Raw genomic sequence first — 26,904 nt, forward strand, 5'->3', positions numbered from 1 at the left:
CTCGTTCCTCTTTAAAATGTGTACGACAGCTCTTTTCGTCTGTGAAATGAACTCCAAAATCAAATATATTCATAATCAACTGTTTTAATATCAAGTGAATATACGATAATTATTTCATTTTAGGGCTGTTTGCGGATATACAAATTTTATTTTAACCTACAATTGACTAACTTTGGTAAGTTTCTGTTAATTTCAATTCATTTACGTAGCTACTTATTTCTGAAAAGGACTTCGTTTGATTTTGAAAACTGAAACTCGGCGCAGTATTTTCAGATTCAACTAACCAATCGCAATAATCACAAAAGCTATTCTTATGAAAGACCTCAAATATTTAGCTGCCTTTTCTATTCCGCTCGTGGCTTTTATAAGCCTTTATTTTAAAGGTGCATTTGTATTTCTCACGCCTGTTTATGCTTTCATTCTTATTCCAATATTCGAATTGATTTTTACTGTGGATCCTAAAAACTTGTCTTCAGAAGAACATAATGCGCGCCTCAAACGAAAAGTTTTCGATTGGTTGCTATATCTCAATCTCCCTATTGTTTATGTCTTGATTGGCTTCGGCATTTATCAAATCACACAACAACCGCTGGCTACTTACGAAATTGTAGGAATTGTCATTTCCGTAGGTATCGTTTTAGGCGTCAACGGCATCAATGTCGCACACGAATTAGGCCACAGGCATACCACCAACGAGCGTTTTTTGGGCAAAGCGCTGCTGCTTCCGGCTTTGTACATGCATTTTTTTATAGAGCATAATTATGGGCACCACCTTCACGCCGCTACTGCAGAGGATCCTGCAACCGCCCGCTACAACCAGACCGTATATGGGTTTTGGTTTACTTCGGTATTTAGACAGTACGTCAATGCGTGGAGTATCCAGAAGACACTATTGAAAAATTCCGGTCGCCCTTTTCTCAGCCTAAAGAATGACATGTTTTGGTATAGTATCCTGCAACTGGTTTATTTAGCAATGTGTTTTTTGTTCTTCGGCAAAATGGCGCTTATTTTCGTAATCTCCGCAGCCATTGTGGGCATTTTGCTTTTAGAAACCGTCAATTATATCGAACATTACGGATTGTTGCGCCTCAAGACCAAATCGGGTCGTTATGAACGTGTTCAAGAAATGCACTCCTGGAACTCCAACCACGTCATCGGCAGAATCGTGCTTTACGAACTTACCAGGCATAGCGACCATCATTTCAAGTCGACCAAAAAATACCAGATTTTAGATTGCCATGATGAGAGTCCGCAAATGCCTTTTGGATATCCTACATCAATGGTTTTGGCGATGGTTCCTCCAATATGGTTCAAGATTATGAACAAGCGCGTGCCTAGACAGATGCTGCTGAATTGAAAAAAACAGTATAGAACATAGCGACTAGCACATAGATTCATAAGGAAATGAATCGTGCTTTTAGATTATCTTAAAAACCTTCGCATTTAACCTCATTTTGTGTGAATTCTTTTGATTAGGCTATGTGCGACTTCACTAGAGTCGGTTTTAAACGCCACTCGTTGCCAAAAACCCCAAACTTTCATATCGCAAGCTTGACCATTGAGGCTTGAACCTTTATCTTTGTTATTATAAAATCACATGCGGTCTTAGATCGTTGTGACTAATCGATAACCTTTCAATTCAATAAGATGAACAAACCTGTTCGCGTGCGTTTTGCACCAAGCCCAACTGGACCACTACATATTGGTGGGGTACGTACTGCCCTATTCAACTATCTTTTTGCCAAAAAACACAAGGGCACATTTGTGCTGCGCATTGAAGATACCGATCAAACTCGCTACGTTGCAGGTGCCGAAGATTATATTGTTAAAGCACTCAATTGGTGTGGTATTCCCTTTGACGAAGGCCCCAACAAAAATGAGAAATTTGGTCCCTACCGACAAAGTGAGCGTAAAGACCTCTATAAAAAGTATGCAGACCAACTCATTGAAAGCGGTCATGCCTACTATGCTTTCGATACCGCCGAAACCTTGGATTTCCATAGAAAAGACCATGAAGCCAAAGGCAAAACCTTTATCTACAATTGGCATAACCGGCAAAAGTTGGATAATTCCCTATCACTTTCAGCAGAAGCCGTGCAGCAAAAGTTGGATGCCAACGAGGATCATGTCGTTCGCTTCAAGTCCCCTCAAGACGAGACCCTTCATTTAACAGACATGATTCGTGGCGATATTGAGATTGACACCAATATTTTGGATGACAAAGTGCTGTTCAAAAGCGATGGCATGCCAACCTATCACTTGGCCAATATTGTGGATGACCATTTAATGCAGATTTCCCACGTGATTCGTGGCGAAGAATGGGTGCCTTCCCTAGCGCTTCATTATCAACTTTACGATGCCTTTGGTTGGGATATTCCACAGTTTGCGCACCTTCCGCTAATTCTTAAACCTACTGGTAAAGGAAAATTGAGCAAGCGCGATGGCGATAAAATGGGCTTTCCAGTGTTTCCGTTAGAGTGGACCGATGCTGAGACTGGAGCAGTTTCCGCAGGTTATAAAGAGAATGGTTATTTTCCTGAAGCCATGGTAAATTTTTTGGCATTATTAGGTTGGAACCCTGGTACCGAACAAGAAATTTTCACTTTGGAAATCTTGAGCAATGTCTTTGAATTGGAACGCGTCAACAAAGGCGGTGCCCGCTTTGATCCAGATAAAATAAAGTGGTTTAACCACCACTACATGCAAGAACAACATGATGCCGATTTAGCTAAAGCATACAAAGCCTCGCATAAAGCCTTAGCAGATATCGATATTCAATATATCGAACTTGTAGTCGCTTTAATAAAGGAACGCGCGACCTTTGTAAGTGATTTTTGGGAATTGAGCAGCTTCTTTTTTGTGGCGCCAAAAGATTTCGATGACAAAGCCTATAAGAAAGCAATAAAGGACGACACTCCGGAATTGATGACACAGCTCATACAAAAAGTGACCACCAATGCTGAGTTTACAATAGAAAGCCTTCAGGAGGATATTAAAAGCTGGATTACAGATAACAACATTGGCTTCGGAAAAGTGATGATGCCCCTGCGACTGGCGCTAGTGGGCGCTTTACAGGGTCCAGATGTATTCGATATCATGTTTATGATTGGTAAAGCCGAAACCGTGAAACGAATCGATACCTTATTGGCATCCATTTAATTTTAAGCTGAAAAGCCTAAACTACGTCAAAATATAGCTTATTTCAGTAAGAAGCCTAAGATTACAAACCCCCTTAAACCTTCAATTGCCATGGAAAAATTTATTTTAATACCCATACTCTTTTTCGGATTCATCATCTTGATCTCGGCTTTTTTTATAGTCAATCAACAAACCGCAGCCATTGTAGAGCGCTTTGGTAAATTTCACAGTGTGCGACAATCGGGATTGCAACTAAAAATTCCCTTGATCGATAAAATTGCTGGGAAACTGAGTTTGAAAATCCAACAATTGGATGTGATCATTGAGACCAAAACATTAGATGACGTCTTTGTGCGTTTGAAAGTATCTGTTCAATATCGTGTGATCAAAACCAAGGTTTACGACGCATTTTATGAGTTGGACTATCCGCATGAGCAAATCACTTCTTACGTTTTTGATGTGGTTCGTGCAGAAGTACCCAAAATGAAACTCGATGATGTCTTTGTTAAAAAAGATGACGTTGCATTGGCCGTAAAAGCAGAGCTCAACGAGGCGATGTCCACTTATGGCTTTGATATCATCAAAACCCTTGTAACCGATATTGACCCAGATGCGCAGGTAAAACAAGCCATGAACCGAATCAATGCTTCAGAACGTGAGAAAATCGCAGCACAGTTTGAAGGAGACGCCCAACGGATTCTTATCGTCGAAAAGGCCAAGGCTGAAGCAGAAAGCAAGCGTTTACAAGGTCAAGGCATTGCCGATCAACGTCGTGAGATTGCACGTGGGTTGGAAGAATCGGTTGAAGTGTTGAACCGTGTGGGAATCAACTCCCAAGAAGCCTCTGCGCTTATAGTGGTAACACAGCATTATGATACGCTACAATCGCTAGGTGAGGAAACTAACAGTAACTTGATTTTATTACCAAATTCGCCACAAGCCGGAAGCAGCATGCTTAACGATATGGTTGCAAGCTTTACTGCAAGTAACCAAATTGGCGAGGCCATGAAGAATGCAAGGAAGAAGGAGGATGACTAAAACCACCTCAAAAACCGATATTGATTTTTGCAACGTTACATAAACCCATTAAAGACCGCTCTACTTTTGAAATCCTGAGCGGTCTTTTTAATAGGCTTTAGAAAAAAAGATGAGATAAAAAAAATGCCTCAATTCAATTTGGGGCATTTTTATTGATGTGGAAGCGAATCAATGCTCCTCTTCGTATTTTTTGATCATTTCTTTTAGAGTATTCAAATACGTCTCAAGTGATTTTTCATCCATCTTGGCATTTGTGTTGGCGCCTTCTGGCAAAGTATCCTGAGTTTCATCCAAATATTTTTGGAGCTCGGGATAGTTTTCCTCTATGTCTCTGGCTACCGTTGAAATCTCGGTTAATATCCTACTTGCTTTATCCATGATTGATGCTGATTTTATAATGTGAGTTAAAAGTTAGTCATATTTGGGAGCCCATCAAAATGTTAAATTGCTTTTAACTGTAATTTCACAGAAAAACAGAACATAGAATGAAGAACCAAGAACAACGACTCAATTTCAACTAACTCATAGGCTACATTTTTTAGAGATATATTTTGATCATATACACTGTATTCTTTTTCTGAAATGCTTGAAATAGCACGTTTCAACAAAATTCCTAAATAAAAAATTCAATCCTTAAAAGGATGGCGTTCTTCCCAAACTTGCACAGGATTCATGTATGTCACAATCAATTTCAAAATGCGATTCGCCAAAAATGTATTGCTGTGTTTGATATAAACAGCCATAGCATAAGGTTTAGCACCCACAGAACTTTTGATTTCCATGGCGGTTCTTGCGAAAATAACACTTTCAAATCCCTGTTCTATCCCAAAAAAAGCCATGTCATACAACATATTGAGATACATTTGATGCTTGTGCTGCAAATTTTGATCATAACCCAAAAAATAGGTTTCCAAATGATTTCCGTTTAAGATCAAGCTATAAAAACCAACCAGACGCTCATCCATAAAATGACCGAACAGTTTAAATTTAATACCCAGCTGTTTTTTCAACTCATAAAAGTGTGTTTTAGGCAACTTAAATGAATTTACACCTGCATTGTCCGACACGCTTTCGTAGAGGCCATAAATAGCTTCTTTATGGTTTTCAATCTCCACTAAGTTGAGTTCTTTGCTAATTATTGGATCTGCCTTTTTCCTGGCCGTAGCGTACCGCCTTCTGTACTTTTTATTGAAAACTGCTGTATATTCGTTTGTAGATTTCCAATGCTCGGGAATGTTAAGAATCATATTGGGCTGCATCTGTACTTTGTATAATTTTTGACTTCGGAAGAAATCCGTACTTGCATGAAGCGTATCGTTTTCAAAATAATCCTTAAAGGCGATAATGCGAATTTTTTTACCGAACTGCAGCTTGATATCAGCAGAAAGTTGGGCGATCGCTTTCGTAATCGTTTCCAGAAAGTCCCTTTGCGAAATGGCTTCTGAAGCAAATGAAAGTCCGTGTTGACCTGTATGCATCAAATTGCCAACAACTAAAGCATTTCCCTTGGCAATCTTCGCTACTAGATCTTTACCCAATTGCTTGTACCAAAGCTTTTGCGATTTTCTAAAAATGTCTTGAGCATAAAGTTCCACACGCTGCACAATAGCAAGACCTACTAGGCCTTCCGCAGAAAAAACGCCCACATAATAGGAGCTTATATTGGCTGGACTGGCATGCTCCAAAGCCTTTAAAAAGGGTGTTTTTAGGAAGATATCTTCCGTAGAAAATGCATTCCATTCCTTCGGAAGATTCTCTACTGAATTATAAATTTTAAAGTGTATCAAGGCAGCAAATAAAACGGTTTGGCAGCAGTTTACAAAATTAATATTAGGTCATGAAATATAGAACACCGCTGCCTTAAAAGACTTAAACCCTAAGACATGATTCCAAATTACTAAATGCAAGCGCTATACTATCAGAATTTCAAAAAAAAAAGGCTATTGATGGTTATATACTCACATATCTTGGAATATTGAAATCATTAAATTCCCAGAGGACACAAACCTTATGCCTCGTCTCAAATCGATTAATTTGGACTAATTCCAGCCACAAATAATCGCGCCCATAATCGTTAAACTCAATGTCCAAAAGCCGGTATTGATGAAGATGTATTTCCAACTGCGGCGCTCAAATAAGGCATTGATCGCAATGACTGGAAAAAACAGAAACAACGCAGACAAAAACCCATGCAAAGCGCCATGTTTGAAGGTTCTAAAAGCGGTACCATAATCGTCCATAAAGGCCTGGTAAGAAGGCAACGCTGCTTCAGGGTTTCCTCCCATTAAGCTGTAAACTCCCATTTGGTGTATGACCAATAGTTGCACTGAAAATGCAAGCACAATGGCCAATAGCAAGCTAACCCCATAAATAACCGCTACGTTGCTGCTTCTAAATTTCTCTTCGGTCATGCCTGATTCTCGCATCCAAAGGATACCCAAGGTTTTAGGATGGTACCACAACAGACTAATTACGATTGGCACTGCAGAAGCCGCTAAAATAGCGAGATAATTGAATTCCATAAGATTGGGTTGTTTTATGATTATTTCTCGTTAAGTTGATAATTATGTACTAAAACCGATGCAGATAGTTGAAGTGTTTTTTCAAGTTCTCGAATCATCTCAACCGTTAGCCTCTTTTTTATATTCAGAATTTCTGACACCCTACTTTTTCCTCCTATGATTCCAACCAAGTCCTTTTGACGCATGTTGAATGCTTCCATACGTATTTTTATAGCTTCAATTGGGTCAGGTGCTTCGATTAAATAATGTTCATTCTCATAATTCTCAATTGATAAGGACAAAACGTATGCCTCATCACCTTCCTTAGTATCGATTTCTGCATCGAAAATGACCTCTAGTCGACCTAGGGCGTTTCGGTAATCAATTTCAGATTTATTAGGTCTCAATTCCATAATTAATTTTTTAAACGGTATTTGCGTCTCTAATTACGAATGTAAATATCAACCACAAACGGCCATTCAGCAATGAAAACTTTGAAGGCGTAAAGTGTATAGACCTAACTGGTTATGAAAACCTCTTAGGTCTTACAATCATTACGTAAAATGCCGTTAATCATTAACCAACAGCATTCGCCTCAACCACCAAAGTTGTGTTACTATCAGCTTTTGCACTCGCCAAAAATTCTTCGATTTCTGTGTTTCTTTCCTGACCGTTTTTAAGCAATACACTCAACATTAAAACCGTGGCGATGCGGGTTCCCGTTTTTTTGACAGAGGTGTTGAACAAGTCTTGAACCTCATCATAACTCACATCTTCAGCTAACTTGAGGATTACAGTCTTTGTTTTTTGTTGCTTGTCTTCTGGTAAGTTAGCGTATTTCTTACCTAATTTCTTTATTTCATCAATTGCTGGACGCTTTTGCTGCTGTTGCGCTTGAGGCGTGTTTTGCTGCTGCTGAGGCTTGGGTTTCTGTTTTGCCCAGGAATCCCTTAAACCAACAGTTTTGTTGAAAACCAGCAAATCTTCAGTAGAATCATCATCCACATTAAAATACCCCAAACGCTGAAATTGAAACCGCTCTCCTACCTTGGCTTCCGCCAAACTTGGTTCTACAAAAGCCTCAATGATTTTTAGAGAATTGGGGTTTAAAAATTCCATGAAATCGGTTTCAGGATGTGAATCTGGTGCTTCATCCCTAAACAAACGGTCATATTCGCGAACTTCAACCTTAATAGCGTGCTTAATGGATACCCAATGCAAGGTGCCCTTCACTTTTTGTTCGGTATCTGTGGAATAGGTGCAATGGATTTCTGTAATGTTACCATTGCTATCTTTGACCACAGTTTCGCCTTTGATGATATAAGCATTTTTCAGTCTCACTTGTCCGCCCAGTTTCAACCGAAAAAAATTGCTGCTTGCTTCTTCCTTAAAATCATCACGTTCAATATACAATGCCTTCGAAAAAGGCACTTTTCTGAAACCAGCACTATCATCTTCCTGATTATTTTCAGCCTCCAGCCACTCCTCTTTTCCATCGGGATAATTGGTAATAATCAATTTTACTGGATCTAATACCGCCATGACCCGTGGTGCAGAATAATTCAAATCCTCTCGAATACAAAACTCCAACAAGGACACATCGATCACATTTTCACGTTTTGCGACCCCAACTTTATCAATAAATTGGCGGATTGATTTTGGCGTATAACCACGTCTTCGCAAACCAGAAATGGTAGGCATTCTTGGATCGTCCCAACCAGAAACAACACCATTCTGTACCAATTGAAGCAATTTACGCTTGCTCATGATGGTATAACTTAAATTCAAACGTGCAAATTCACGTTGTTTTGGTTGCATTGGTAACTCATTTGAAGCATATTGATATACATGTTCTTTGAACCAATCGTAAAGTTCTCTATGAGGCTTAAACTCCAGAGAGCACAAACTATGCGAAATCTGTTCGATATAGTCACTCTCACCGTGGGTCCAATCGTACATTGGGTAGATGCACCAATTGGCTTTAGTACGGTGGTGTTCTTTTTTGAGCACGCGGTACATAATGGGATCACGCATCAACATGTTGGGGTGTTGCATATCAATTTTGGCCCGCAAAATATGCTTACCTTCGTCGAACTTCCCTGCCTTCATGCTTAAGAATAGCTCTAAGTTTTCATCGACAGTTCGGTTGCGATAAGGTCCATCAACACCTGGCTCGGTAGGTGTACCCTTCTGGGTTGCCATCGCCTCACTGGATTGGGAATCTACGTAAGCTTTGCCATCTTTTATGAGTTGAATCGTCCAATCGAAAAGTGTTTGAAAATAATCTGAAGAATAAAGCTCATTTGCCCATTCATAACCCATCCAAGCAATATCACGTTTGATGGCGTCTACGTATTCCTGCTCTTCTTTTGCAGGATTGGTATCATCAAAACGCAGGTTTACCGGCGCGTTATACTTTTCACCAAGCCCAAAGCTAATGCCTATTGCTTTTGTGTGCCCAATGTGCAGATAACCATTGGGTTCTGGCGGAAAACGAAAACGCAGCTTATCCTTTGACAACCCGGCTTTTAAATCCTCCTCTATAATGTGCTCAATGAAATTGAGCGATTTTGGTTCTTCTGACATGTCTTACGATTATAAAACAAAATTAAGTAATTATGTGCTTTTAAGTGCGGTTTTTAATCATTAGTGTCAGCAGACACTCAAGACCGTTAAGCCACCAGAATCTAGAATGATCTCAAAAGCTTTCGGGATGATACTAACTAACTGATAAACAAACTTACCCATATACATGTTTGAGCTAAATCTTGATTTTTGTACTATTTAAATGTTAAACATCAAATCACTAGAATCAGGAAATCATCTAAACAATTGGAACTACATCTATTCTGAATTAATGCATTGAATGAGATCGATTTTAAAACAGAATAACTAATTTTAACGAAAATTAAAATTCATGCAACACAGAAATTATAAATGTCCCAAGTGCAACAATACCACGTTCAAAACAGGACAAATGCGCGCCACTGGTGGTACTTTATCAAAAATATTTGATGTGCAAAACAAGAAGTTTAGCAGCGTGACCTGCACCCAATGCACTTATACCGAATTCTACAAGACCAAAACCAGCGGATTGAGTAATGTATTTGATTTTTTTACTAGTTAATTATGGGTACTATTAAAGTTGAAAATATCCGGGTTTTTGCGCACCACGGTTGTTTAAAGGAAGAAACCAAGATTGGTAGTGATTATCGTGTGGATTTGAAAGTCCAGGCGAATTTACAAACCTCTGCCAAAAGTGACAAATTAAGTGAAACAGTAGATTATGTATTGCTCAATCGCATTGTGCGCGAGGAAATGGCACAGCCCTCCTATTTGTTGGAAACTGTAGCCAAACGCATCTTAAACCGCATATTTATGGAAGATGCATTGGTCACAAAAGCATGCGTCTATGTGAGTAAATTGAATCCGCCTATTGGTGGTGACGTAGAGCGTGTCACCATTAAAATGAGTGAAAGTCGAAAAAACGCGGTCTAACTAGCTTACAAGGCTAATTTTTTATACATTTGCAGACTCATTGCTAAAACGATATCCTGATTTAGCAGATATTGGCATCATGGCCGAGTGGCTAGGCACAGCTCTGCAAAAGCTGCTACAGCGGTTCGAATCCGCTTGATGCCTCAAAACCTTCAAGTTTTTTCTTGGAGGTTTTTTTATACCCAAAGATCTCGGAGGTTTTTTATACAACTTTCAATTAGATGTAAAATGGGATTGCCACAGTTGCCAAAATGTTTAAAACGTAGCTAATCAATAAGCTCAAGGCATAAAACCCTCTGGAGCATTTCAAAAGATTTCTTCCTGAAATGATTAGATAGTTTTACTATAAGAAACTGCTGATTATATCGAATGCATGTATTTCTAGATGCAGTTTGCTTCGTGCTTCCCATTAACGACAAGCCATCTCAAAAAAGAACACTTCAATTAAACCAAACCGCATAACGCTGGCGCCTTAGACTCAGTGCGAGCGCTTCTTCCATTTGGAGTGCTTCTAATCTAGTGTCTAAAGGGTCAATATGATTGTACAGACTTGGTCTCAAGTAAGTCCCGTATTTTTCAACAATGTTTGCAGAGAGTTTGTGTCCTTTTTTGTTTCGGTATCCTGTTTTATGTTGCAAAAAACGCTCTTTTGCGGTTTTGCTGGTCATGCCAACATACAAACATTGCAACACTCCATTAAATTGCGGGTTCGCCTCACGGAATTTACGGTTTTCAGTAAATACTTTTTTGGAGAGTTCTACCACGTAGATGCGATATTGTGCTTTTGGCATTGGCTTTTAAAATGGGTTTATAAACTTTGCTCTATGGTTTCTTGCAAACGCTCGGTACCACTAGGAAACAGCCCTTGAATAAGCAACAAGATACCAAAGCCCATGATCACTAAGGACACTATTTTTTTTGTCTTATAAATAAGCTTAGGCGTGAGACGGTTTCTAAGGCGTTTGGCAACTGCGATTTTTATTAAATCGGTAAGAAAATAAACACCTAGCATCGTAATGATAAATACAATCACACCATTTTCGCTTTCAGTCACTGTACTGCCAATCACAATAAATCCCAACCAGCCAATTAAAACACCAATATTTATAAAATTGAGCAAAAACCCTTTGACAAAAAGTTTTCCCAAGGCGTTTTTTTCGATATTCACTTTATAATATTCCTTAACAATGGATCGATAGGATTTGGAGGTTTTTACGAAGGTTATCAAACCATAAGCGATAAGAATAACACCTCCCAGGATTATGAAATTGGGATCGTCCTTTAATTTTTCAACCAGTTTATTGGTACTGTAAAAAGCCACTATAATGAAGACAATATCGGCTAAGATTACACCCAGATCAAATATAATAGCACTCCTAAAACCTTTAGTAGCACCAGTTTCAAGCAGTACAAAAAAGACTGGACCAATGGTAAAGGCCAAAATGATCCCAAAAGGAATTGCTGCTAATATATCTTTTAACATCTAGTGAATCGCTTTACTACAAAGCTAACAAAAAAAGATGCGTATTTCACGTGAATATTTACACGATTAGCGCATGCGTTGGATACGACCACCAAAGGTGGTTTTTTCCTTGATATTTTGAGGGTTCCCGTAGATGTAGACATCGCCTCCTGCGATAACTCTAGCGTCCACATTTTCACTGGCATTGACATTGGCCTCACCAGCCGCTTTGATATCTACCTTTGTGGTTTTGGTTTCAAAATCCTTACCCTCATAAATACCACCTGTATTTAGTACAATGTCTTGACTATTGGCTCTACCACGGGTTTCAACAATCCCTCCTGTGACTGCCCTGATATTAACTTTATCCACATCCAAGCCTATTTTTAGTCTGGCCCCTTCTTGAGCTTTCAGGGCGATTTGGTCTTGCTCAATGAGTTCGTTGGCGGTAATATAAGCGCCTTCATTAGCATCAATGATTTCTAAATTTGTATAGTATACTGAGACGAAAGTACGCTCGCCATTGAAACTCTTATCCAGTTTCATCCTGATTTTAAGCTTGCCATTCTTGTTGATAACCTCCACATCCTGAATATCATCTCCAGTAATTTCAACGCGATTTTCATCGGCTTTAATCAAGTTGACCGCAATCAAATCGAAGACCTTGATCTCGGTAAAATCGTCAACTTCCTTTTGTATAGGGTTTTGAGCGAATGCATTTAATGCGAATAGAAAAACGAGAAGATTTGCAATGGATTTCATCTTAAAGAAGCGTTTAGTTATGTATGTACGTATGTTTACGAGGTAAAGATGACTTAACTGAAGAATTGTTACACTTAGAGAAAATTATAACCACGAATTGAATGAACACCCATTCATTTGAATTGTAGAATATTGGCATTAATTCGAAAAAATACCGACTTATTTTTACTCGGCCACAAAAACTGCAGTACCAGTAATGGAAACAATCAAGGTATATGAATTTGCCAAAGGTTCAATATCCACCCTTATGCCAACCACTGCATTAGCACCAAGTGCCTTGGCATTTTCCCGCAATTTTTGAAAGGCCTTTTCTTTAATGGATTCCAATCCCGCTGCATACACTTCATAATATTTACTGGTATTGAACATATCCTTGAACGACAGATTTGCACCCTTGTGCTTATAGCTGCTGTCATAGGCAACACCTGTGACAATACCCTTATATTCTGCAATTTTAAAACCTTCTATGGAATTTGTTGTGGTAAGAATCATGAGTTTTGTTTTGTAATTGGTATGAGTTTCTTCGAAATTGTTACAAATTTATATTATTTCTGAAACTAATTCCCAAAACCGATGGATTACAAATATAGAACCGAAAGTTAATGTGCTGAATGCGTTAAGGATGGAAGTGGCATCCTTTTTAATTTAATCTGGCCATTTAGCCAGATTAAATTAAAAAGATATAACGCACAGCCTGACCTAAAGCCAAGCTTACTTGGCTTTAGGTAACGCCCAAAACATAAAAATAGGTGTGAAACAGATTGCTAAAAGACTAAGCTTCGTGCTTTCCAATCAGGGTAAAATCCAAGTGTTTTTTGACCAGATCTGTTGATTTTACTTTTACAACCACTTCTTCGCCCAATTGGTACATGATGTTATTTTTCTTACCAATCACCGCGTAATGATCTTCGTCAAATTGATAGTGGTCGTCTTTCATATCGCGCACGCTTACCATGCCTTCGCACTTGTTTGCAATAATTTCAATATAAATACCCCAATCGGTCACCCCTGAAATCACGCCTACAAACTCTTCGTTTTTATGGTCTTCCATAAATCGAATTTGCATGTATTTGATACTGTCACGCTCTGCCCTAGTGGCCAAGCCTTCCATATTGCTGGAATGGTTGCACTTATCTTCGTAAATATCTTCATTGGCCGATTTACCGCCTTCCAGATAATGCTGCAACAAACGATGCACCATCACATCTGGATAACGACGTATTGGCGAGGTAAAATGGGTGTAATAGTCAAATGCCAATCCGTAGTGGCCAATATTACGCGTGGTGTACTCCGCCTTGCTCATGGTGCGAATGGTCAAGGTATCCACCAGATTTTGTTCTTTTTTACCATTAACCTCTTTTAAAAGATTGTTTAGGGAATTAGAAACGCTTTTGCGATCCTGCAAATTGAGTTTATATCCAAATCGTCCCACTACATTTTGCAAAGCTGCCAATTTACTTTCATCTGGCTCATCGTGAACACGATAGACAAAGGTCTTTTTGGGATCTTGTTTGCCTATAAATTCTGCCACCTTTTTATTGGCAAGCAGCATGAATTCCTCAATGAGTTTATTGGCGTCCTTACTGGTCTTGAAGAAGACTCCAATGGGATTTGCCTCTTCGTCAAGGTTGAACTTCACTTCTACTTTATCAAAAGAGATCGCACCAGCACTCATACGTTTACTTCGCATGATCTTAGCGAGCTCATCCAATTTTAGGGTTGCTTGAGCAACCTCTTGGGTGGTTTTATATTCCTTGCCACTAATCGCCACTTCTTGTGGGATGGTAGTATCAATTTTTCCTGGGTTTTTAATAACTTCGGAAGCCTTTAGTCCTAGATTATTTTCTATGATGGCCTGAGCTTCCTCATAGGCAAAACGCGCATCGGAATAGGTAACGGTTTTACCGAACCACTGGTCCATGATTTCTGCTTTGTCGTTTATTTTAAAAACTGCTGAAAAGGTATATTTCTCTTCGTTTGGCCTTAAAGAACAGGCGTTGTTTGATAAAATCTCTGGCAACATTGGCACCACACGATCTACTAAATACACTGAAGTGGCACGTTCATAGGCTTCATCATCCAATACGTTATCTGGTGTAAGATAATGGGAAACATCTGCGATATGGATCCCGATTTCGTAAAGTCCGTCTTCAAGAACCGTAAACGAAAGCGCATCATCAAAATCCTTGGCATCTTTAGGATCGATGGTAAAGGTTAGATCTTTTCGCATGTCGCGACGTTTGGCAATTTCTTCCTCAGTAATTGAGGTATCTATTTTATCTGCGAAAGCTTCAATTTCTGGTGGGAAATCCAATGGCAGGCCATATTCAGCCAAAATCGCATGCATTTCGGTATTGTGCTCTCCCGGTTTACCTAGAACCTCAAGGATTTTTCCGTTTGGTGAATCGGCTTTTTCTGGCCATTCTTCCAAAGCCACAAGCACTTTATCTCCATTTTCAGCATTATTGATCTTGCTGATAGGAACAAAAATATCGGTGTACATTTTATTGCCATCCACCACCACAAAGGCATAATTTTTATGCAATTGGATGACACCAACATACTCGCTTTTGGCGCGTTTGATGATGTTGGTTACTTCACCTTCCTGTTTTCCGCGGTTTTTGCGTTTATACACATAGAACTCTACCTCGTCACCGTGTAGGGCTTTGTTCATATTGTTGGAGGAAATATAGGTATCATCCTCAAAATCGTCTGAAATGATATATCCAGACCCTCTGGAAGCCATATCAACCCTACCAGTGTGGTACTCGTTATTATTCACAATCGCGAATTTACCACGTTCTACTTCTTCTATCTCTTCCTTAGCTTTGAGCTGTTGAAGCTTTTTTATGATTTGATTGCGACTACTGGCATCGTTGACCCCAATCTTGGCAGCAATTTGTTTGTAGTTGAAATTTTGGTTTCTATCTTTTTTTAAAATACTTAGAATGGTATTTGTAAGGTTGGAAATCTTATTATTGGAAGGTTTCCTGGTTTTTCGTTTTGTCATTATGTATGAAATCTTATTCTAGTCTTACTGAGTGCAAGACGTTATTAATTTTAATTCAATATTAGAAGAGGAGAAGTTATTGAATTTATACAAAACTACGGTTAAATTTTTTAATCATGTTTAGTTAAGGTTAAATTTAAGAAAAACCTTGTTATCAACATATATATACATATCATCAGTTTTCTTTTAAAATTTTAAAAATAAATGGTGCTTATGATGGGTTGTTAATAGTGACCATAACTTTTAGGTCTTTTGCTTTGATTAGTCACTTATCGCATTTACTTAATAGGAAGTTAACAATTAATTAACATACAAAGGCCTTATAATGAATGCTATCTTAAGAGCTATCAACAGCTGTTAACAACCCCAATCCACAACTTAAAGGTAACAACTTATTTCAAAATTTATGTTAGCAAGCGCATGTTTTACCTCTTAAAACTCCTCCAAAGAAAATGACTAAGTTTTTTGGTGGTTCATTTTAAGATCTGGTTGGGAAAATTTATTGGATATTACTAGTAAAACTTTTTAGCACTTGTGAAGAGATATGAACAAGTAATGAAACGGAAATAGACGGAAGTTAACAATGGTGGTTTATTGTTGATAAGTCTAATTAGTGCTTATCACAAGTTGATTGATATAATTTTTATTTCTCAAACTAACTAAAAATCAGTTACTTAAAAATATTATGTTGTTCCGGAATCTTCTCAACCTCGAACACGACTGCCAGATGGATTTATATAAAAATCTGTTCGAGATTTGAGCCTGTAAATTTAGATCAATTACGTTCCATTTCGTTTTTAAACAGAATGAAACTCGGTTTAATCCCTGCAGAGGTTTTTATTCCACGAGGCTATTGATTAATCTACGCACTTTAGTACATATTTGGAATTGCGCAAACTATTTTGAGTGTATTAAAAGCATGTGTGTTATAAGGAGCCCTTTTACTAGCAATTTTTTAATTATACAGTTTACCTAGTTATAATAACAGAGGCTTTATCTATTTTTGTAAAAACACAACTTCACATGATGACCATCTCCATAGGCAACGATCACGCAGGTACCGAGTATAAGAATGCTATTGTTAAGCATTTAAAGGCTAAAGGCCATACCATCAATAACTACGGAACAGATAGCAATGATAGTGTGGATTATCCAGATTTCGTTCATCCGGTCGCAAAGGATGTGGCTGCGAAAAAAGTGGATTTTGGCATCATCATCTGCGGAAGCGGTAACGGTGCCAACATGACCGCAAATAAACATCAAGAAGTGCGATCTGCACTTTGCTGGACTAAAGAAATCACAACTTTGGCAAGACAGCATAATGATGCAAATATTTTGAGCATCCCAGCACGATACACTGCCGTACAACAAGCTATTGGGATGGTAGATGCGTTTTTGGAAACCGCTTTTGAAGGCGGTCGTCATCAAAAGCGGGTTGATAAAATTCCTGCGGAACACTAATTTATGGATCATTCTCATAATCATGGGCATTCACCAAGTGAGCTTTCTGGTAGAAACTTGGTTATTTCCATTTTTCTAAACATCATCATTACCATAGCTCAAGTCATAGGGGGCTTGCTGTCTGGCAGTCTGGCATTATTGAGCGATGCGCTGCATAATTTTAGTGATGTCCTGTCTTTACTGATAAGCTATATAGCAAACCGCTTTTCTAAAAAAGAAGCCTCCTTAAAAAAGACCTTTGGCTATAAACGTGCCGAAATTTTAGCAGCCTTCATCAATGCGGTTACTTTGATTATTGTTGCCGTTTTATTGATCATTGAGGCTATAAAGCGCTTTCAGAACCCCCAAATCATTGATTCCAATTTAGTGATATGGCTTGCCATCATTGCTATACTAGGGAACGGTTTTAGCGTGTTATTGCTCAAAAAAGACGCTAAAAGTAATATGAACATGAAAAGTGCCTATTTGCACTTGATCACAGATATGATGGCTAGTGTTGCCGTTTTGATTGGTGGCTTGCTCATGAAATACTATCAAATGTTTTGGGTAGATAGTGTTTTGACTTTGGCAATTGCCATTTATCTCATTGTTGTGGGTTATGATTTGCTTAAAAACTCATACAAGGTGCTCATGCTTTTTACACCAGATACCATTGAGATTGATGATATCGTGAACGTGGTGCAACAAATTGAAGTCATAAAAAATGTACACCATGTTCATATTTGGCAGCTTAATGAAGATGAGATCCATTTAGAAGCCCATATCGATTTCAATGAAGACATCCAATTGTCCCAATTTAATGAAGTACTGCATGAAGTGGAGGCATTGGTGTACAAAAAATTCGGCATCAATCACTTGAACCTTCAACCTGAATTTGGTAAGAACGATACCAAAGATATCATTGTGCAGGATTGATGCGTATTCACAAACTTTAGGCGCTCATTCAATTTCAGTAAACTTAAACATTTTACAATGTTCCTTCCCTTTCACGTTCCCAAAACCATTCTTTTCAATCGTGTCAATTTTTAAATTTATAACGCAAGTCTAAGGTTTAGATAAAGCTTAACTTAAAAGTCAAGTTCGAAAACGTTTAATCTAAATTGCAATAAAATGGAACGATTCAAAGATAAAGTAGTCATCATTACCGGTGGCTCAGGAAGTATTGGTTTTAATACCGCGCAGAAATTAGCTTCTGAAGGTGCCAAGATCCATTTGGTGGATATTGATGAGGATGCTTTGAAATCTAAAGTGAAAGAAGCGAAGAAAAAGGATTATAGCATGTCATATTCAGTAGCAGACGTCACAAAAAGCAAGGATGTTGAAACTTACGTGAAAGACTGTATTAAGCAACATAAAAAAATTGACCTATTTTTTAACAATGCAGGCATTGAAGGGGTGGTCAAACCAATACCCGATTACCCTGAAGAGGAATTTGATAAGGTCATGGCGGTTAACGTCAAAGGTGTTTACCTTGGTATGAAATACGTCATGCCAAAAATTGAGGATGGCGGAAGCATCGTAATTAGTTCCTCTGTTGCGGGGCTTCAGGGCACTGCTGGTATGGTGGGCTATATAACCAGTAAACACGCCATTATTGGTATCATGAGAACCGCAGCCTTGGAGCTGGGCGAACGCAAAGTACGGGTCAATACTGTAAACCCTGGTGTAGTAGATAGTAGGATGATGCGCTCTTTAGAAGATGGTCTCAACCCAGGCCATGGTGATGATGTTAAAGAAGCCTTCGAAAAGCAGATTCCTTTAGGCCGTTACGCTAAAGTTGATGACATTAGCAACATGGTATGCTTCCTGTTTAGCGAAGATTCTGCTTATTGTAATGGCAGTGTGTATCAAGTAGATGGGGGCATGCGTGCTTAAATTGTGTAATTTTTATTCGGAAGTTGTACAACTTACAATAATGCTTACTTTTGAATCCTAATACTCTAGGATGCTCAATATAACTATTAAAGGATTTTCAGAATTATCAACTGAAGCACTCTACGAAATCTTACAGCTGCGAAGCGAGGTATTTGTAGTGGAACAAGACTGTGTCTATCAAGATATCGACGGAAAGGATCAAAAAGCGCTTCATGTTTTAGGATATGAAGCAAAAGAATTGGTGGCATACACCCGCATTTTTAAGCCGGGAGACTATTTCGAAAAATCCAGTATTGGTAGAGTAGTTGTACGGCAGAAAAAAAGAAAGTTCAACTATGGGTATCAAATAATGAGTGCTTCCATAGAGGCTGTAAAGACGCATTATGGTGAAACCGACATTAAAATTTCTGCTCAGGCCTATTTAAAGCGCTTTTATAATAATCTTGGTTTTTTTGAGGAAGGTGAAGGGTATTTGGAAGATGGCATCCCTCATTTTGCGATGTTTAAAAGCTAACCTTTATTAAGGCTATCATTGGCATAGGTGACTAAGATCTCAACACGACGATCTAATTTTGGATCTCCTCCCAAGGGAAATTTCCTGCGCATTCCCACATATTTCATGCGTTCTTTGGCAATACCTTTTTTGGCCAGATAGTCATAAATGAATTTCGCTCTTGCGACAGATAGATTTCGTTTTTTGGTTTGTCTATCAATGGCATCTCTACTGTTTTGCGTACAGCATACGTGGCCTTGGATGGTAAAATAAATATCTTTACGTTTTAATAACACTTCTGCCAACTCTTCCAAGGTTGGTTTAGACTCAGCAAGTAATTTGCTATAGCCTGTTTTAAACAGAATGTTTTCTAGTGTAAACTTATCACCAGCCTTGAGCTGCTCATCCAATAATTTCTTTAGATCCTGCTTATCATTTGCTAATTCTGTTTCTGTTTTCTTAGGTTTCGGAGGAAATACTGGAGAAACCACGATTTCCACTTTGCGATTGAGACTCCGTATTTTGTGAATATCATCTTCCTGAATCAGTTTCAGAAGAATTTTACCTTTACCATCAACATTCGTGATGATGGACTCGTCAAATTCGTTATTTGAGAAGATGGTTTTGATGGCATTGGCCCGCTCTTGGGATAAATTCATGTTATAGGTATCGCTGCCGCGGTCGTCTGTAAAGCCGTAGATGGAAACCTTTGCGATATCCATGCCCTCAATTTCAGAAATAAATAGAAGCAACCTGCTGTGCTCAGTGGATAGCACTTCATATTTATCGGTTTCAAAATAAACCTCGTGAGTCATGTCCTTTTGAGCAAAAAAGACTTGACTGGAAAGTATCAATAAGATAGGTAAAACTTTCATCTTCATTTTAAAATGGGATTCTAATATACCTCTTTTAAAGCTTACTTCAAACTATGCTCAAAATTTTTAATTTAAGTAATTTAAGTAATTACTAGGATTTTTCAAAATCTCAACCGCTTTCTGAATTTCAAAATTATGGGCCACATAATAGGTGTATAAGCCTTCTCTATAAAAATAGCGTTTCACTATTTCATCGGTAATCATAGATAACAATTGTGCTTTATTATCGTCAACGGCCTTGTCTTTATAAGTGTTTAAGGCTGTGATGAGCGCGTTGTAATCAGTATTGATTTCGCTTCCAATTTGTTCATCCTTGGCAATTTCAAAGGCATCTGCAAATGCTTTTTCAGTTTCGGTCTCAAAATCAAAATCATTTTTTGATAAGTAAGATTTAAACGCTTTGAAATCACCAGCGTTCAATTCAAAGCTATCCAAATCAGAGACCTCATTGTTGTAATAATAATCTGTGGCGTATTTAAATATGAGATTTTCTTCGATTATGGCTTTAGTTATGGGGCTCAGCTTGGTTTCATCCAATTCTAAATCGGGCTGTATGCCTCCACCGTCAAAAACAATTCTCCCTTTTTTAGTTTTGAATTCGTTGTAATTTTCCTGTCTTATGCGGGTGGCTTTGCCATTTTCGTCACGGTTCCAGTAGTCTAAAGCTTGAATAGATCGGCCAGAAGGCGTGTAATATCTAGAAATGGTAATTTTCATTTGCGTGCCATAAACGAGCTTTTTTGGACGTTGTACCAAGCCCTTACCAAAGCTACGAGCACCCACCACAACGGCACGATCCAAATCCTGTAAGGCACCAGAAACAATCTCGCTGGCCGAGGCGCTTCGCCCATCAATTAAAACCACTAAAGGGATTTCGGTATCAATGGGGTCTTTTTGGGTGTAATAGGTCTTGTTGTATTTCTCAACCTTGGATTTGGTGGTTACTACCAATTGATTTTTAGGCACAAATATATTTGTAACGTTAACCGCTTCACTAAGCAGGCCTCCTGGATTGCCTCGAAGGTCTAAAATCAATTTTTTGGCGCCCAGATTTTTTAGGGCTCTTATGGCACTAATTGTTTCAGAAGACGTCTTTTCATTGAACTTGCGCAACACCACGTAGCCTATGTTTTCATTAACCATCGAGTAATGGGGAACCGCATGAATGTCTACTGCCTCACGTTGTATGGTTGTTGATTTTGTTTCTCCTTGTCTTATATAGGTTACGGTTACCGAAGTGCCTGCCCCTCCTTGTAATAAATTACCCGCATCTTCCTTAAAATCGCCTACAGCAACATTATCCACTTTAATGATTTCATCGCCAGCTTTCATCCCGGCTTTATCGGCAGCATACCCTTTATAGGGTTCCATAATAACCAGTTTATCCTTTAGAGTAAGTACGTTTGCGCCAATACCAGTGTAATCTCCTGCATTGTTGATGCGTGCTTTTTCAACATCCTGCTCATTGTAATAGTTGGTATAAGGATCGAGATCGTTAAGCATGCTTTTTATGGCGGTATCCATCAAATCCCCAGGGTTGGTCTCATCAACATAGTTCATGTTTAACTCTTTGAAAAGCGTTGTGAAAATTTCAATTTGCTTGGCGATCTCAAAAAAGTCGCCTTTGAAGGCACTGGTGGTCGTAAAAATACAAATGGCCAAAATTGGGACAATGACCCGTTTCTTTAGTAGTGTTTTCATTAGGGAGCAGTTTTGTCTGTAAGTTCTTTCTCGGAGAATTTATTAAGGAGTTGTTGCATTTTTTTTTCTATTAAAGCGAAATCAACAGTCTCTTTTCCAATGTACAATATCATTAACGCAAATTCGTTGGAACTATTGTTAAAATAGGTGCTTTTGTGGCATCTGTACGCTTCTCTCATAAGGCGTTTGATATGATTTCGCTGTACGGCCTTTTTAAAATTGCGCTTACTTACTGAAACACCCGCCTTAAAAGCAACACCATCATCAAAACTGGTCTTCAAATAGACCATTCGCAACGGATATGCCGCAATCGAACGCCCCTCACTGAATAATTTCTCAATCAATTTTCGGCTTTTGAGCTTGTCTTTTTTTGAATAAGTGAGAGCCATAGGTCTAAAGTTGACAGGTTTTTGATTGTGATTTGGGAATGCAGCCAAAGTAATTAAATATTGCTTCGGAATGAAGCTATTTTGAAATAAAACTATATTACGAAGCCAAGAGGCTATTTCATTTATAGCGTTATGGGTATGCACCAGTCTCTATAAAATACTGTTGGCCTTTGTTCAGGGCTGCTCTAATTTAAAAGATTTGTTAATTTGTGTGATAACTTGGGGCAGGTCCTTGGCTCTAAAATTTAAACTTAATTCAAAGCTGTTATCTTTAAGCTTACTCAGCTTTAATTGACCCTTGGTTACTGGATAATAGCCATTTTGTCCTGGGCAAAAACAGACTCTACCAAAAGTGACATTGGCTTTCTTTAGGTCTTCGTCCTTTAAGTCCAACATTTCTGTGTCTGGATCTATTTCAATATAAATGAGTTCGTTGTATTGACCGTCGGCGGTATTTTCTGGGGTGTTTGGTATATATTCAAAACGCAGTAAGGTTTTATCACTAACAACTAATTTACCATAGGAGAGTCCATACTCGTCTTTTTTGATTTCGAAAGCTGAATTGGTCAACACTTCAAATGTGCAATTCCCATCTTCGGGACAGTCTTTCACTTGGTCATGCGTTTTATTTTGTGTATCGATGGATTTTGTGGGCTTGCAGTTTAAAGCCATTATGGAGACGATAAGAATACAAATAATTTTCATGTCCAAATATAGGATATTCAAATTTTAACCTCAAATACTTGTTGATTATTCGATATCAAATTATCTTTCATGGATAAAAAATCAAAACAATGAAAAATAATTACTTAAAATGTATTTCCAATTTTGTGTTTTGCATCTTAGTGTCGGCGCCAACATTTGCACAAAATCCCCGGTCTTTTTGGACTGAGGCAACTCCCAAGCAAAAGCTTGTAGCACCAGTAAACGCTGATGATTTTGCTACAATGCCATCAGCCAAGCATTATGTGCTAAACATCGACCAACTCAAATCGGCATTGGAAGATGCGCCAAGCAGAAAAGGGAATAGCAATCCTTCAAATGTGATTTTGGACTTTCCTAATTCGAGAGGCAGTTTTGACTCGTATCGTATCTTGGAAGCCTCAATAATGGAAGAGGCGCTGCAGAATAAATACCCAAACATGAGAAGTTATGTAGGTCAAGGCGTAAAAAATCCGTCTAGCCTCATCCGCTTTAGTGTTACACCAAAAGGTTTGAATACAGTTGCATTTACAGATCAAGGTATTGAATTGATCGACATTTCTGAAAATGGAGCCGATAATGAGTATTTAGTTTATAATAGAAGAGATGTAAATAATTCACAAGAGGAATGGATTTGTGATTTTGTTGACGATGTTGAGGACAATACTACTTTTGATGAAAGTGGCCTAGCTTCAAGAAATGCCAATGATGGCCAAATGCGTGAGTTTAGATTGGCCATAGCTTGTACTGTAGAATATGCTCAATTTCATGGAGGCACTGTACCAGACGTCATGGCTGCTATGGTAGAGGTCATGACAAGTGTCAATGGCGTTTATGAAAAAGATTTGTCTGTCACAATGGTCATGGTCGACAATGAGAGTATTATTTTTTTAGGCCCTGATGTAGAGTCAGATCCTTACACCAATTCCAACTCTAACGCTATGCTAAATCAAAACCAGACCACTGTAGATGCAAACATTGGTGTTGCCAATTATGATATTGGCCATGTATTTACCACTGGTGGAGGCGGCATTGCGGAGCTAAGGTCTCCCTGCACAGGAAGTAAAGCAAGAGGAGTAACAGGATTGCCAAACCCTATTGGCGATCGTTTTGCATTGGATTTTGTCGCTCATGAAATGGGACATCAATTTGGATCTCCGCACACCTTCAATGGCAACGCAGGATCGAATTGTTTGAACCAAAGAACTCAAAGTACCGCTTATGAGCCAGGAAGTGGTTCAACTATTATGTCTTATGCAGGTATCTGTTCACCACAAAACGTGCAATTGAACTCCGATGGTTATTTTCACCAAAAAAGCTTGCAAGTGATGTTCGATAATATCACCAGCGGATTGAGCCAATGTGCAACGCTCACGCCAACTGGTAATAGTGCACCTACCGCAGATGCAGGAACAAACTACACCATGCCTAAATCAACACCTTATAAATTAACAGGAAGTTCAACAGATCCAGATGGCATAGCATCCCATACCTACACTTGGGAGCAATATGACTTGGGTCCAACAGGAGCGCCTACCGAAACAACCCTCCTTGGCCCCATCGTAAGGTCTAGACAAGGTACTGTTAACCCTGTAAGATACATTCCAAGATTGGAAGACATTGCAGTAAATGGCGGTGTTTCCGCAGCATGGGAGAAATTGGCCGCTATAAGTAGACCATTGAATTTTAGGCTTACCGTTCGTGATAATGTTATTGCAGGTGGACAAACTGCTACAGATATTATGACGGCTACGGTAAATGCCGATGCAGGACCTTTTCAGGTCACTTCCCAATCAACCAACCAAATTGTTTGGACACCAGGTGACACCGAAACAATTACTTGGAATGTTGCGGGAACTACTGGAAATGGAATAAACACAGCCAATGTAAATATCTTATTATCTACCGATAAAGGTGTCACTTATGACACTGTACTGGCATCCAACGTTCCAAATGATGGAAGTCAAGATATTACAGTACCAAATGTAAGCGCGGCTTTTTGTAGAGTTATGGTCGAAGCTGTTGGCAATATATTTTTTAATGTGAACGAAGAATTTTTGGCCATTGGAGATTATACATATATACCAGGAAATGCTTGTCAAGATTATTTCTTTACTGCCGATATTCAATTGGAAGAAAATGCAAGTCAGTTTAGTGGCTACACCTTGCCAATTCCTGATTCTAAAACAATTACAGATATCAACGTTAGCGTAGATGTCACAACATCTAACAATGCAGAGTTGGTTATAGGAATTAGAGGCCCATACAACAGCCCAAGTGGCATTACCTATTTGCTTCAAAACGTCAATAGATGTCCTGGTTTACCCGATGTCATTGTTACTTTTGATGATGAGGGTGTTGTGAATCCTTGTACCGACACTAGTAACAATATCGCCATCCAGCCCGCTCAACCCTTGAGTGCTGCAGATGGATCTAACTCCCAAGGAGATTGGGTGTTTTTCATTGGCGATGTAGTTGTTAACAATAACTTTGCAACTTGGAATAACGTGACCTTGACCATTTGTGAGGAAGGTGGTTTTGAACCCGTGCTTAGCACAACCAATGTTGGCTTGGATGCTAGTTTTAGCGTATTTCCAAACCCCAACAACGGCGAGTTCACTGTGAAGTTCAATGGTACTTCAGGAAACGTTGATTTACAGGTCTTCGATATTAGGGGGCGCTCTGTGTTCAACAACTCTTATGATAGTGCAGGGGAGTTCAACCAAACCATTAATCTGGGTAACGTACAATCAGGCATGTATTTACTCAATGTGAATACCGATGCCGGTAAAGTCACTAAAAAGTTGATTGTTGAATAATCCACTTAAACCCATAATTATTAAAAGGCTCTTGAAATTCAGGAGCCTTTTTTTGTAACTTGGCTTTATGAACCTATCTTATTGGGAAATAAAATCTTGGCTTACCAATGTGGATTTCACCATTATTGGCAGCGGTATCGTTGGCCTAAATTGTGCTATTTCGCTTTCGCGGAAGTATCCCAAAGCCAAAATCCTAATTCTTGAAAAAGGAATGATGCCGCAAGGTGCCAGCACCAAAAATGCTGGATTTGCCTGCTTCGGAAGCCTTAGCGAGCTCATAGATGATTTGGGCACTCATAGCGAAGCCGAAGTGATTGAACTTGTTGAAAAGCGTTGGGAAGGTCTTCAACTGCTCAGGGAAATGCTGGGCGACAAGACTATAGGTTTTAAAGCTTTTGGAGGCTATGAGTTGTTTGCTGAAACTGAAAACGATTTATTCGAAACCTGCCTTTCACAAAAAGAACACATCAATTCTTTGTTACATCCCATTTTTAAAGCGGAAGTTTTTGAAACGAGGCCCAATAGCTTTCATTTTGAAAACATAAAAGACACCTATAGTTTCAATGCCTTTGAAGGTCAAATTGATACAGGTAAACTGATGGAAGCCTTATTGCTCAAAACAGCTTCGGCAGGTGTGAAAATCCTGAATGATTGCAGGGTTAAATCCTTTGCTGAAGACAATGCTGGTGTTCACGTGCATACGGAGCACTTCGATTTTAAAACTAAAAAACTGCTCATTGCCACCAATGGCTTCGCGCAACACTTCAACATTTCAGAAGTCAAACCTGCACGAGCCCAAGTGCTCATCACAAAACCCATTGAAAATTTGAGCATAAAGGGTACATTTCATTTAGAAAAAGGCTATTATTATTTTAGAAACATCGATAATAGAATACTTTTGGGAGGTGGGCGACACCTCGATTTCAAAACCGAAGAGACAACGGCATTCGGAGAGACCGAAATCATTCAAAATAAATTGGAAACTTTGTTGAAAACCGTTATCCTTCCGAAGCAAAACTTTGAAATAGACCATCGCTGGAGCGGCATTATGGGTGTTGGCAACCAAAAAAAGGCCATTGTAAAACAAATGTCCAATAATGTATTCTGTGGCGTAAGACTCGGCGGAATGGGCATCGCTATTGGCAGCCTTATTGGAAAGGAACTTGCTGAATTGACCTAA

The 26,904-nt window shown here is 38.8% G+C and carries 25 protein-coding genes and 1 tRNA gene; 12 read left to right on the forward strand and 14 right to left on the reverse strand.

What is annotated here, in order from left to right:
* The first annotated feature begins 313 nt into the window (after positions 1-313).
* From ESY88_RS12235 to ESY88_RS12245, 3 genes are all read left to right on the forward strand, one after another.
* Positions 314-1,357, forward strand: coding sequence for an alkane 1-monooxygenase (locus tag ESY88_RS12235; RefSeq protein ID WP_147086952.1), 1,044 nt, complete (start codon positions 314-316; stop codon positions 1,355-1,357).
* 290 nt (positions 1,358-1,647) lie between these two features.
* A complete protein-coding gene (gene gltX / locus ESY88_RS12240) occupies positions 1,648-3,159 on the forward strand; it encodes a glutamate--tRNA ligase (protein WP_147086953.1) in 1,512 nt (503 codons plus the stop codon).
* A gap of 90 nt (positions 3,160-3,249) precedes the next feature.
* On the forward strand, positions 3,250-4,176 hold the full coding sequence (locus tag ESY88_RS12245; RefSeq protein WP_147086954.1) for an SPFH domain-containing protein: 927 nt from the start codon (positions 3,250-3,252) through the stop codon (positions 4,174-4,176).
* 168 nt (positions 4,177-4,344) lie between these two features.
* Here ESY88_RS12245 and ESY88_RS12250 read toward each other — a convergent pair whose 3' ends face one another.
* The 5 genes from ESY88_RS12250 to ESY88_RS12270 all read right to left on the reverse strand — a co-directional run bounded on the left by ESY88_RS12250 (position 4,345) and on the right by ESY88_RS12270 (position 9,263).
* Entirely contained in the window at positions 4,345-4,554 is a 210-nt protein-coding gene (locus tag ESY88_RS12250; RefSeq protein ID WP_147086955.1) for a hypothetical protein, read from the reverse strand.
* 248 nt (positions 4,555-4,802) lie between these two features.
* Positions 4,803-5,963 (reverse strand): GNAT family N-acetyltransferase, encoded by a 1,161-nt coding sequence (locus tag ESY88_RS12255; protein ID WP_147086956.1) that lies wholly within the window; start codon positions 5,961-5,963, stop codon positions 4,803-4,805.
* 252 nt (positions 5,964-6,215) lie between these two features.
* Complete coding sequence (locus tag ESY88_RS12260) at positions 6,216-6,698, reverse strand: DUF1761 domain-containing protein (RefSeq protein ID WP_147086957.1); 483 nt, start codon at positions 6,696-6,698, stop codon at positions 6,216-6,218.
* 20 nt (positions 6,699-6,718) lie between these two features.
* On the reverse strand, positions 6,719-7,090 hold the full coding sequence (locus tag ESY88_RS12265) for a helix-turn-helix domain-containing protein (RefSeq protein WP_147086958.1): 372 nt from the start codon (positions 7,088-7,090) through the stop codon (positions 6,719-6,721).
* Positions 7,091-7,253: 163 nt separating this feature from the next.
* A complete protein-coding gene (locus ESY88_RS12270) occupies positions 7,254-9,263 on the reverse strand; it encodes a glutamine--tRNA ligase/YqeY domain fusion protein (protein WP_147086959.1) in 2,010 nt (669 codons plus the stop codon).
* A 331-nt stretch (positions 9,264-9,594) separates the two neighbouring features.
* Here ESY88_RS12270 and ESY88_RS12275 point away from each other — a divergent pair, with 331 nt between their 5' ends.
* The 3 genes from ESY88_RS12275 to ESY88_RS12285 all read left to right on the forward strand — a co-directional run bounded on the left by ESY88_RS12275 (position 9,595) and on the right by ESY88_RS12285 (position 10,319).
* A complete protein-coding gene (locus ESY88_RS12275) occupies positions 9,595-9,804 on the forward strand; it encodes a zinc ribbon domain-containing protein (RefSeq protein ID WP_147086960.1) in 210 nt (69 codons plus the stop codon).
* A gap of 2 nt (positions 9,805-9,806) precedes the next feature.
* On the forward strand, positions 9,807-10,175 hold the full coding sequence (gene folB, locus ESY88_RS12280; RefSeq protein WP_147086961.1) for a dihydroneopterin aldolase: 369 nt from the start codon (positions 9,807-9,809) through the stop codon (positions 10,173-10,175).
* A gap of 73 nt (positions 10,176-10,248) precedes the next feature.
* Positions 10,249-10,319: transfer RNA gene (locus ESY88_RS12285), tRNA-Cys, on the forward strand.
* A 296-nt stretch (positions 10,320-10,615) separates the two neighbouring features.
* On the opposite strand, the gene ESY88_RS12290 is transcribed toward ESY88_RS12285, so the two are convergent.
* The 5 genes from ESY88_RS12290 to ESY88_RS12310 all read right to left on the reverse strand — a co-directional run bounded on the left by ESY88_RS12290 (position 10,616) and on the right by ESY88_RS12310 (position 15,409).
* Entirely contained in the window at positions 10,616-10,966 is a 351-nt protein-coding gene (locus ESY88_RS12290) for a ribose-5-phosphate isomerase (protein WP_147086962.1), read from the reverse strand.
* Positions 10,967-10,983: 17 nt separating this feature from the next.
* Complete coding sequence (locus tag ESY88_RS12295) at positions 10,984-11,658, reverse strand: LysE family translocator (RefSeq protein ID WP_147086963.1); 675 nt, start codon at positions 11,656-11,658, stop codon at positions 10,984-10,986.
* Between the two features lie 66 nt (positions 11,659-11,724).
* Positions 11,725-12,399 carry a head GIN domain-containing protein gene (locus tag ESY88_RS12300; protein ID WP_147086964.1) on the reverse strand — a complete coding sequence of 225 codons (675 nt, stop codon included), beginning with the start codon at positions 12,397-12,399 and terminating at the stop codon, positions 11,725-11,727.
* Positions 12,400-12,564: 165 nt separating this feature from the next.
* Positions 12,565-12,891, reverse strand: a complete 327-nt coding sequence (locus ESY88_RS12305) for a YbjQ family protein (RefSeq protein WP_147086965.1) — start codon at positions 12,889-12,891, stop codon at positions 12,565-12,567.
* 280 nt (positions 12,892-13,171) lie between these two features.
* The gene (locus ESY88_RS12310) at positions 13,172-15,409 is read right to left on the reverse strand and encodes a ribonuclease R family protein (RefSeq protein WP_147086966.1); all 2,238 of its coding nucleotides are present in this window, start codon (positions 15,407-15,409) and stop codon (positions 13,172-13,174) included.
* A 1,026-nt stretch (positions 15,410-16,435) separates the two neighbouring features.
* On the opposite strand from ESY88_RS12310, the gene rpiB reads away from it, so the two are divergent.
* From rpiB to ESY88_RS12330, 4 genes are all read left to right on the forward strand, one after another.
* On the forward strand, positions 16,436-16,870 hold the full coding sequence (gene rpiB / locus ESY88_RS12315; protein WP_147087052.1) for a ribose 5-phosphate isomerase B: 435 nt from the start codon (positions 16,436-16,438) through the stop codon (positions 16,868-16,870).
* Positions 16,871-16,873: 3 nt separating this feature from the next.
* On the forward strand, positions 16,874-17,785 hold the full coding sequence (locus ESY88_RS12320; RefSeq protein WP_147086967.1) for a cation diffusion facilitator family transporter: 912 nt from the start codon (positions 16,874-16,876) through the stop codon (positions 17,783-17,785).
* A gap of 195 nt (positions 17,786-17,980) precedes the next feature.
* On the forward strand, positions 17,981-18,745 hold the full coding sequence (locus ESY88_RS12325; protein WP_147086968.1) for an SDR family NAD(P)-dependent oxidoreductase: 765 nt from the start codon (positions 17,981-17,983) through the stop codon (positions 18,743-18,745).
* A gap of 70 nt (positions 18,746-18,815) precedes the next feature.
* Entirely contained in the window at positions 18,816-19,259 is a 444-nt protein-coding gene (locus ESY88_RS12330) for a GNAT family N-acetyltransferase (protein WP_147086969.1), read from the forward strand.
* Here ESY88_RS12330 and ESY88_RS12335 read toward each other — a convergent pair.
* The 4 genes from ESY88_RS12335 to ESY88_RS12350 form a co-directional block, all read right to left on the reverse strand.
* Entirely contained in the window at positions 19,256-20,113 is an 858-nt protein-coding gene (locus ESY88_RS12335) for an OmpA family protein (protein ID WP_223270814.1), read from the reverse strand. The genes ESY88_RS12330 and ESY88_RS12335 overlap by 4 nt on opposite strands.
* 66 nt (positions 20,114-20,179) lie before the next feature.
* Positions 20,180-21,814 carry a S41 family peptidase gene (locus ESY88_RS12340; RefSeq protein WP_147086971.1) on the reverse strand — a complete coding sequence of 545 codons (1,635 nt, stop codon included), beginning with the start codon at positions 21,812-21,814 and terminating at the stop codon, positions 20,180-20,182.
* A complete protein-coding gene (gene rnpA / locus ESY88_RS12345; protein ID WP_147086972.1) occupies positions 21,814-22,203 on the reverse strand; it encodes a ribonuclease P protein component in 390 nt (129 codons plus the stop codon). Before rnpA ends, ESY88_RS12340 begins: the two co-directional genes overlap by 1 nt.
* 174 nt (positions 22,204-22,377) lie before the next feature.
* Positions 22,378-22,929 (reverse strand): hypothetical protein, encoded by a 552-nt coding sequence (locus ESY88_RS12350; protein WP_147129038.1) that lies wholly within the window; start codon positions 22,927-22,929, stop codon positions 22,378-22,380.
* Positions 22,930-22,997: 68 nt separating this feature from the next.
* Between ESY88_RS12350 and ESY88_RS12355 the strand changes: the two genes are divergently transcribed.
* Both ESY88_RS12355 and ESY88_RS12360 read left to right on the forward strand, forming a co-directional pair.
* Entirely contained in the window at positions 22,998-25,724 is a 2,727-nt protein-coding gene (locus ESY88_RS12355) for a reprolysin-like metallopeptidase (RefSeq protein WP_147089861.1), read from the forward strand.
* Positions 25,725-25,791: 67 nt separating this feature from the next.
* Entirely contained in the window at positions 25,792-26,904 is a 1,113-nt protein-coding gene (locus ESY88_RS12360) for an NAD(P)/FAD-dependent oxidoreductase (RefSeq protein ID WP_147086975.1), read from the forward strand.

The organism is Subsaximicrobium wynnwilliamsii, assembly GCF_007997225.1.
In the GTDB taxonomy this organism is placed as follows: domain Bacteria; phylum Bacteroidota; class Bacteroidia; order Flavobacteriales; family Flavobacteriaceae; genus Psychroserpens; species Psychroserpens wynnwilliamsii.

Coding starts and splice junctions, on each gene's coding strand:
- ESY88_RS12320 (WP_147086967.1), top strand. CDS start 16,874: ATGGATCATTCTCATAATCATGGGCATTCACCAAGTGAGCTTTCTGGT.
- folB (WP_147086961.1), top strand. CDS start 9,807: ATGGGTACTATTAAAGTTGAAAATATCCGGGTTTTTGCGCACCACGGT.
- ESY88_RS12340 (WP_147086971.1), bottom strand. CDS start 21,814: ATGAAAACACTACTAAAGAAACGGGTCATTGTCCCAATTTTGGCCATT.
- rpiB (WP_147087052.1), top strand. CDS start 16,436: ATGACCATCTCCATAGGCAACGATCACGCAGGTACCGAGTATAAGAAT.
- ESY88_RS12305 (WP_147086965.1), bottom strand. CDS start 12,891: ATGATTCTTACCACAACAAATTCCATAGAAGGTTTTAAAATTGCAGAA.
- ESY88_RS12310 (WP_147086966.1), bottom strand. CDS start 15,409: ATGACAAAACGAAAAACCAGGAAACCTTCCAATAATAAGATTTCCAAC.
- ESY88_RS12260 (WP_147086957.1), bottom strand. CDS start 6,698: ATGGAATTCAATTATCTCGCTATTTTAGCGGCTTCTGCAGTGCCAATC.
- rnpA (WP_147086972.1), bottom strand. CDS start 22,203: ATGGCTCTCACTTATTCAAAAAAAGACAAGCTCAAAAGCCGAAAATTG.
- ESY88_RS12360 (WP_147086975.1), top strand. CDS start 25,792: ATGAACCTATCTTATTGGGAAATAAAATCTTGGCTTACCAATGTGGAT.
- ESY88_RS12290 (WP_147086962.1), bottom strand. CDS start 10,966: ATGCCAAAAGCACAATATCGCATCTACGTGGTAGAACTCTCCAAAAAA.
- ESY88_RS12335 (WP_223270814.1), bottom strand. CDS start 20,113: ATGAAAGTTTTACCTATCTTATTGATACTTTCCAGTCAAGTCTTTTTT.
- ESY88_RS12275 (WP_147086960.1), top strand. CDS start 9,595: ATGCAACACAGAAATTATAAATGTCCCAAGTGCAACAATACCACGTTC.
- ESY88_RS12270 (WP_147086959.1), bottom strand. CDS start 9,263: ATGTCAGAAGAACCAAAATCGCTCAATTTCATTGAGCACATTATAGAG.
- ESY88_RS12235 (WP_147086952.1), top strand. CDS start 314: ATGAAAGACCTCAAATATTTAGCTGCCTTTTCTATTCCGCTCGTGGCT.
- ESY88_RS12250 (WP_147086955.1), bottom strand. CDS start 4,554: ATGGATAAAGCAAGTAGGATATTAACCGAGATTTCAACGGTAGCCAGA.
- gltX (WP_147086953.1), top strand. CDS start 1,648: ATGAACAAACCTGTTCGCGTGCGTTTTGCACCAAGCCCAACTGGACCA.
- ESY88_RS12355 (WP_147089861.1), top strand. CDS start 22,998: ATGAAAAATAATTACTTAAAATGTATTTCCAATTTTGTGTTTTGCATC.
- ESY88_RS12295 (WP_147086963.1), bottom strand. CDS start 11,658: ATGTTAAAAGATATATTAGCAGCAATTCCTTTTGGGATCATTTTGGCC.
- ESY88_RS12265 (WP_147086958.1), bottom strand. CDS start 7,090: ATGGAATTGAGACCTAATAAATCTGAAATTGATTACCGAAACGCCCTA.
- ESY88_RS12330 (WP_147086969.1), top strand. CDS start 18,816: ATGCTCAATATAACTATTAAAGGATTTTCAGAATTATCAACTGAAGCA.
- ESY88_RS12325 (WP_147086968.1), top strand. CDS start 17,981: ATGGAACGATTCAAAGATAAAGTAGTCATCATTACCGGTGGCTCAGGA.
- ESY88_RS12300 (WP_147086964.1), bottom strand. CDS start 12,399: ATGAAATCCATTGCAAATCTTCTCGTTTTTCTATTCGCATTAAATGCA.
- ESY88_RS12245 (WP_147086954.1), top strand. CDS start 3,250: ATGGAAAAATTTATTTTAATACCCATACTCTTTTTCGGATTCATCATC.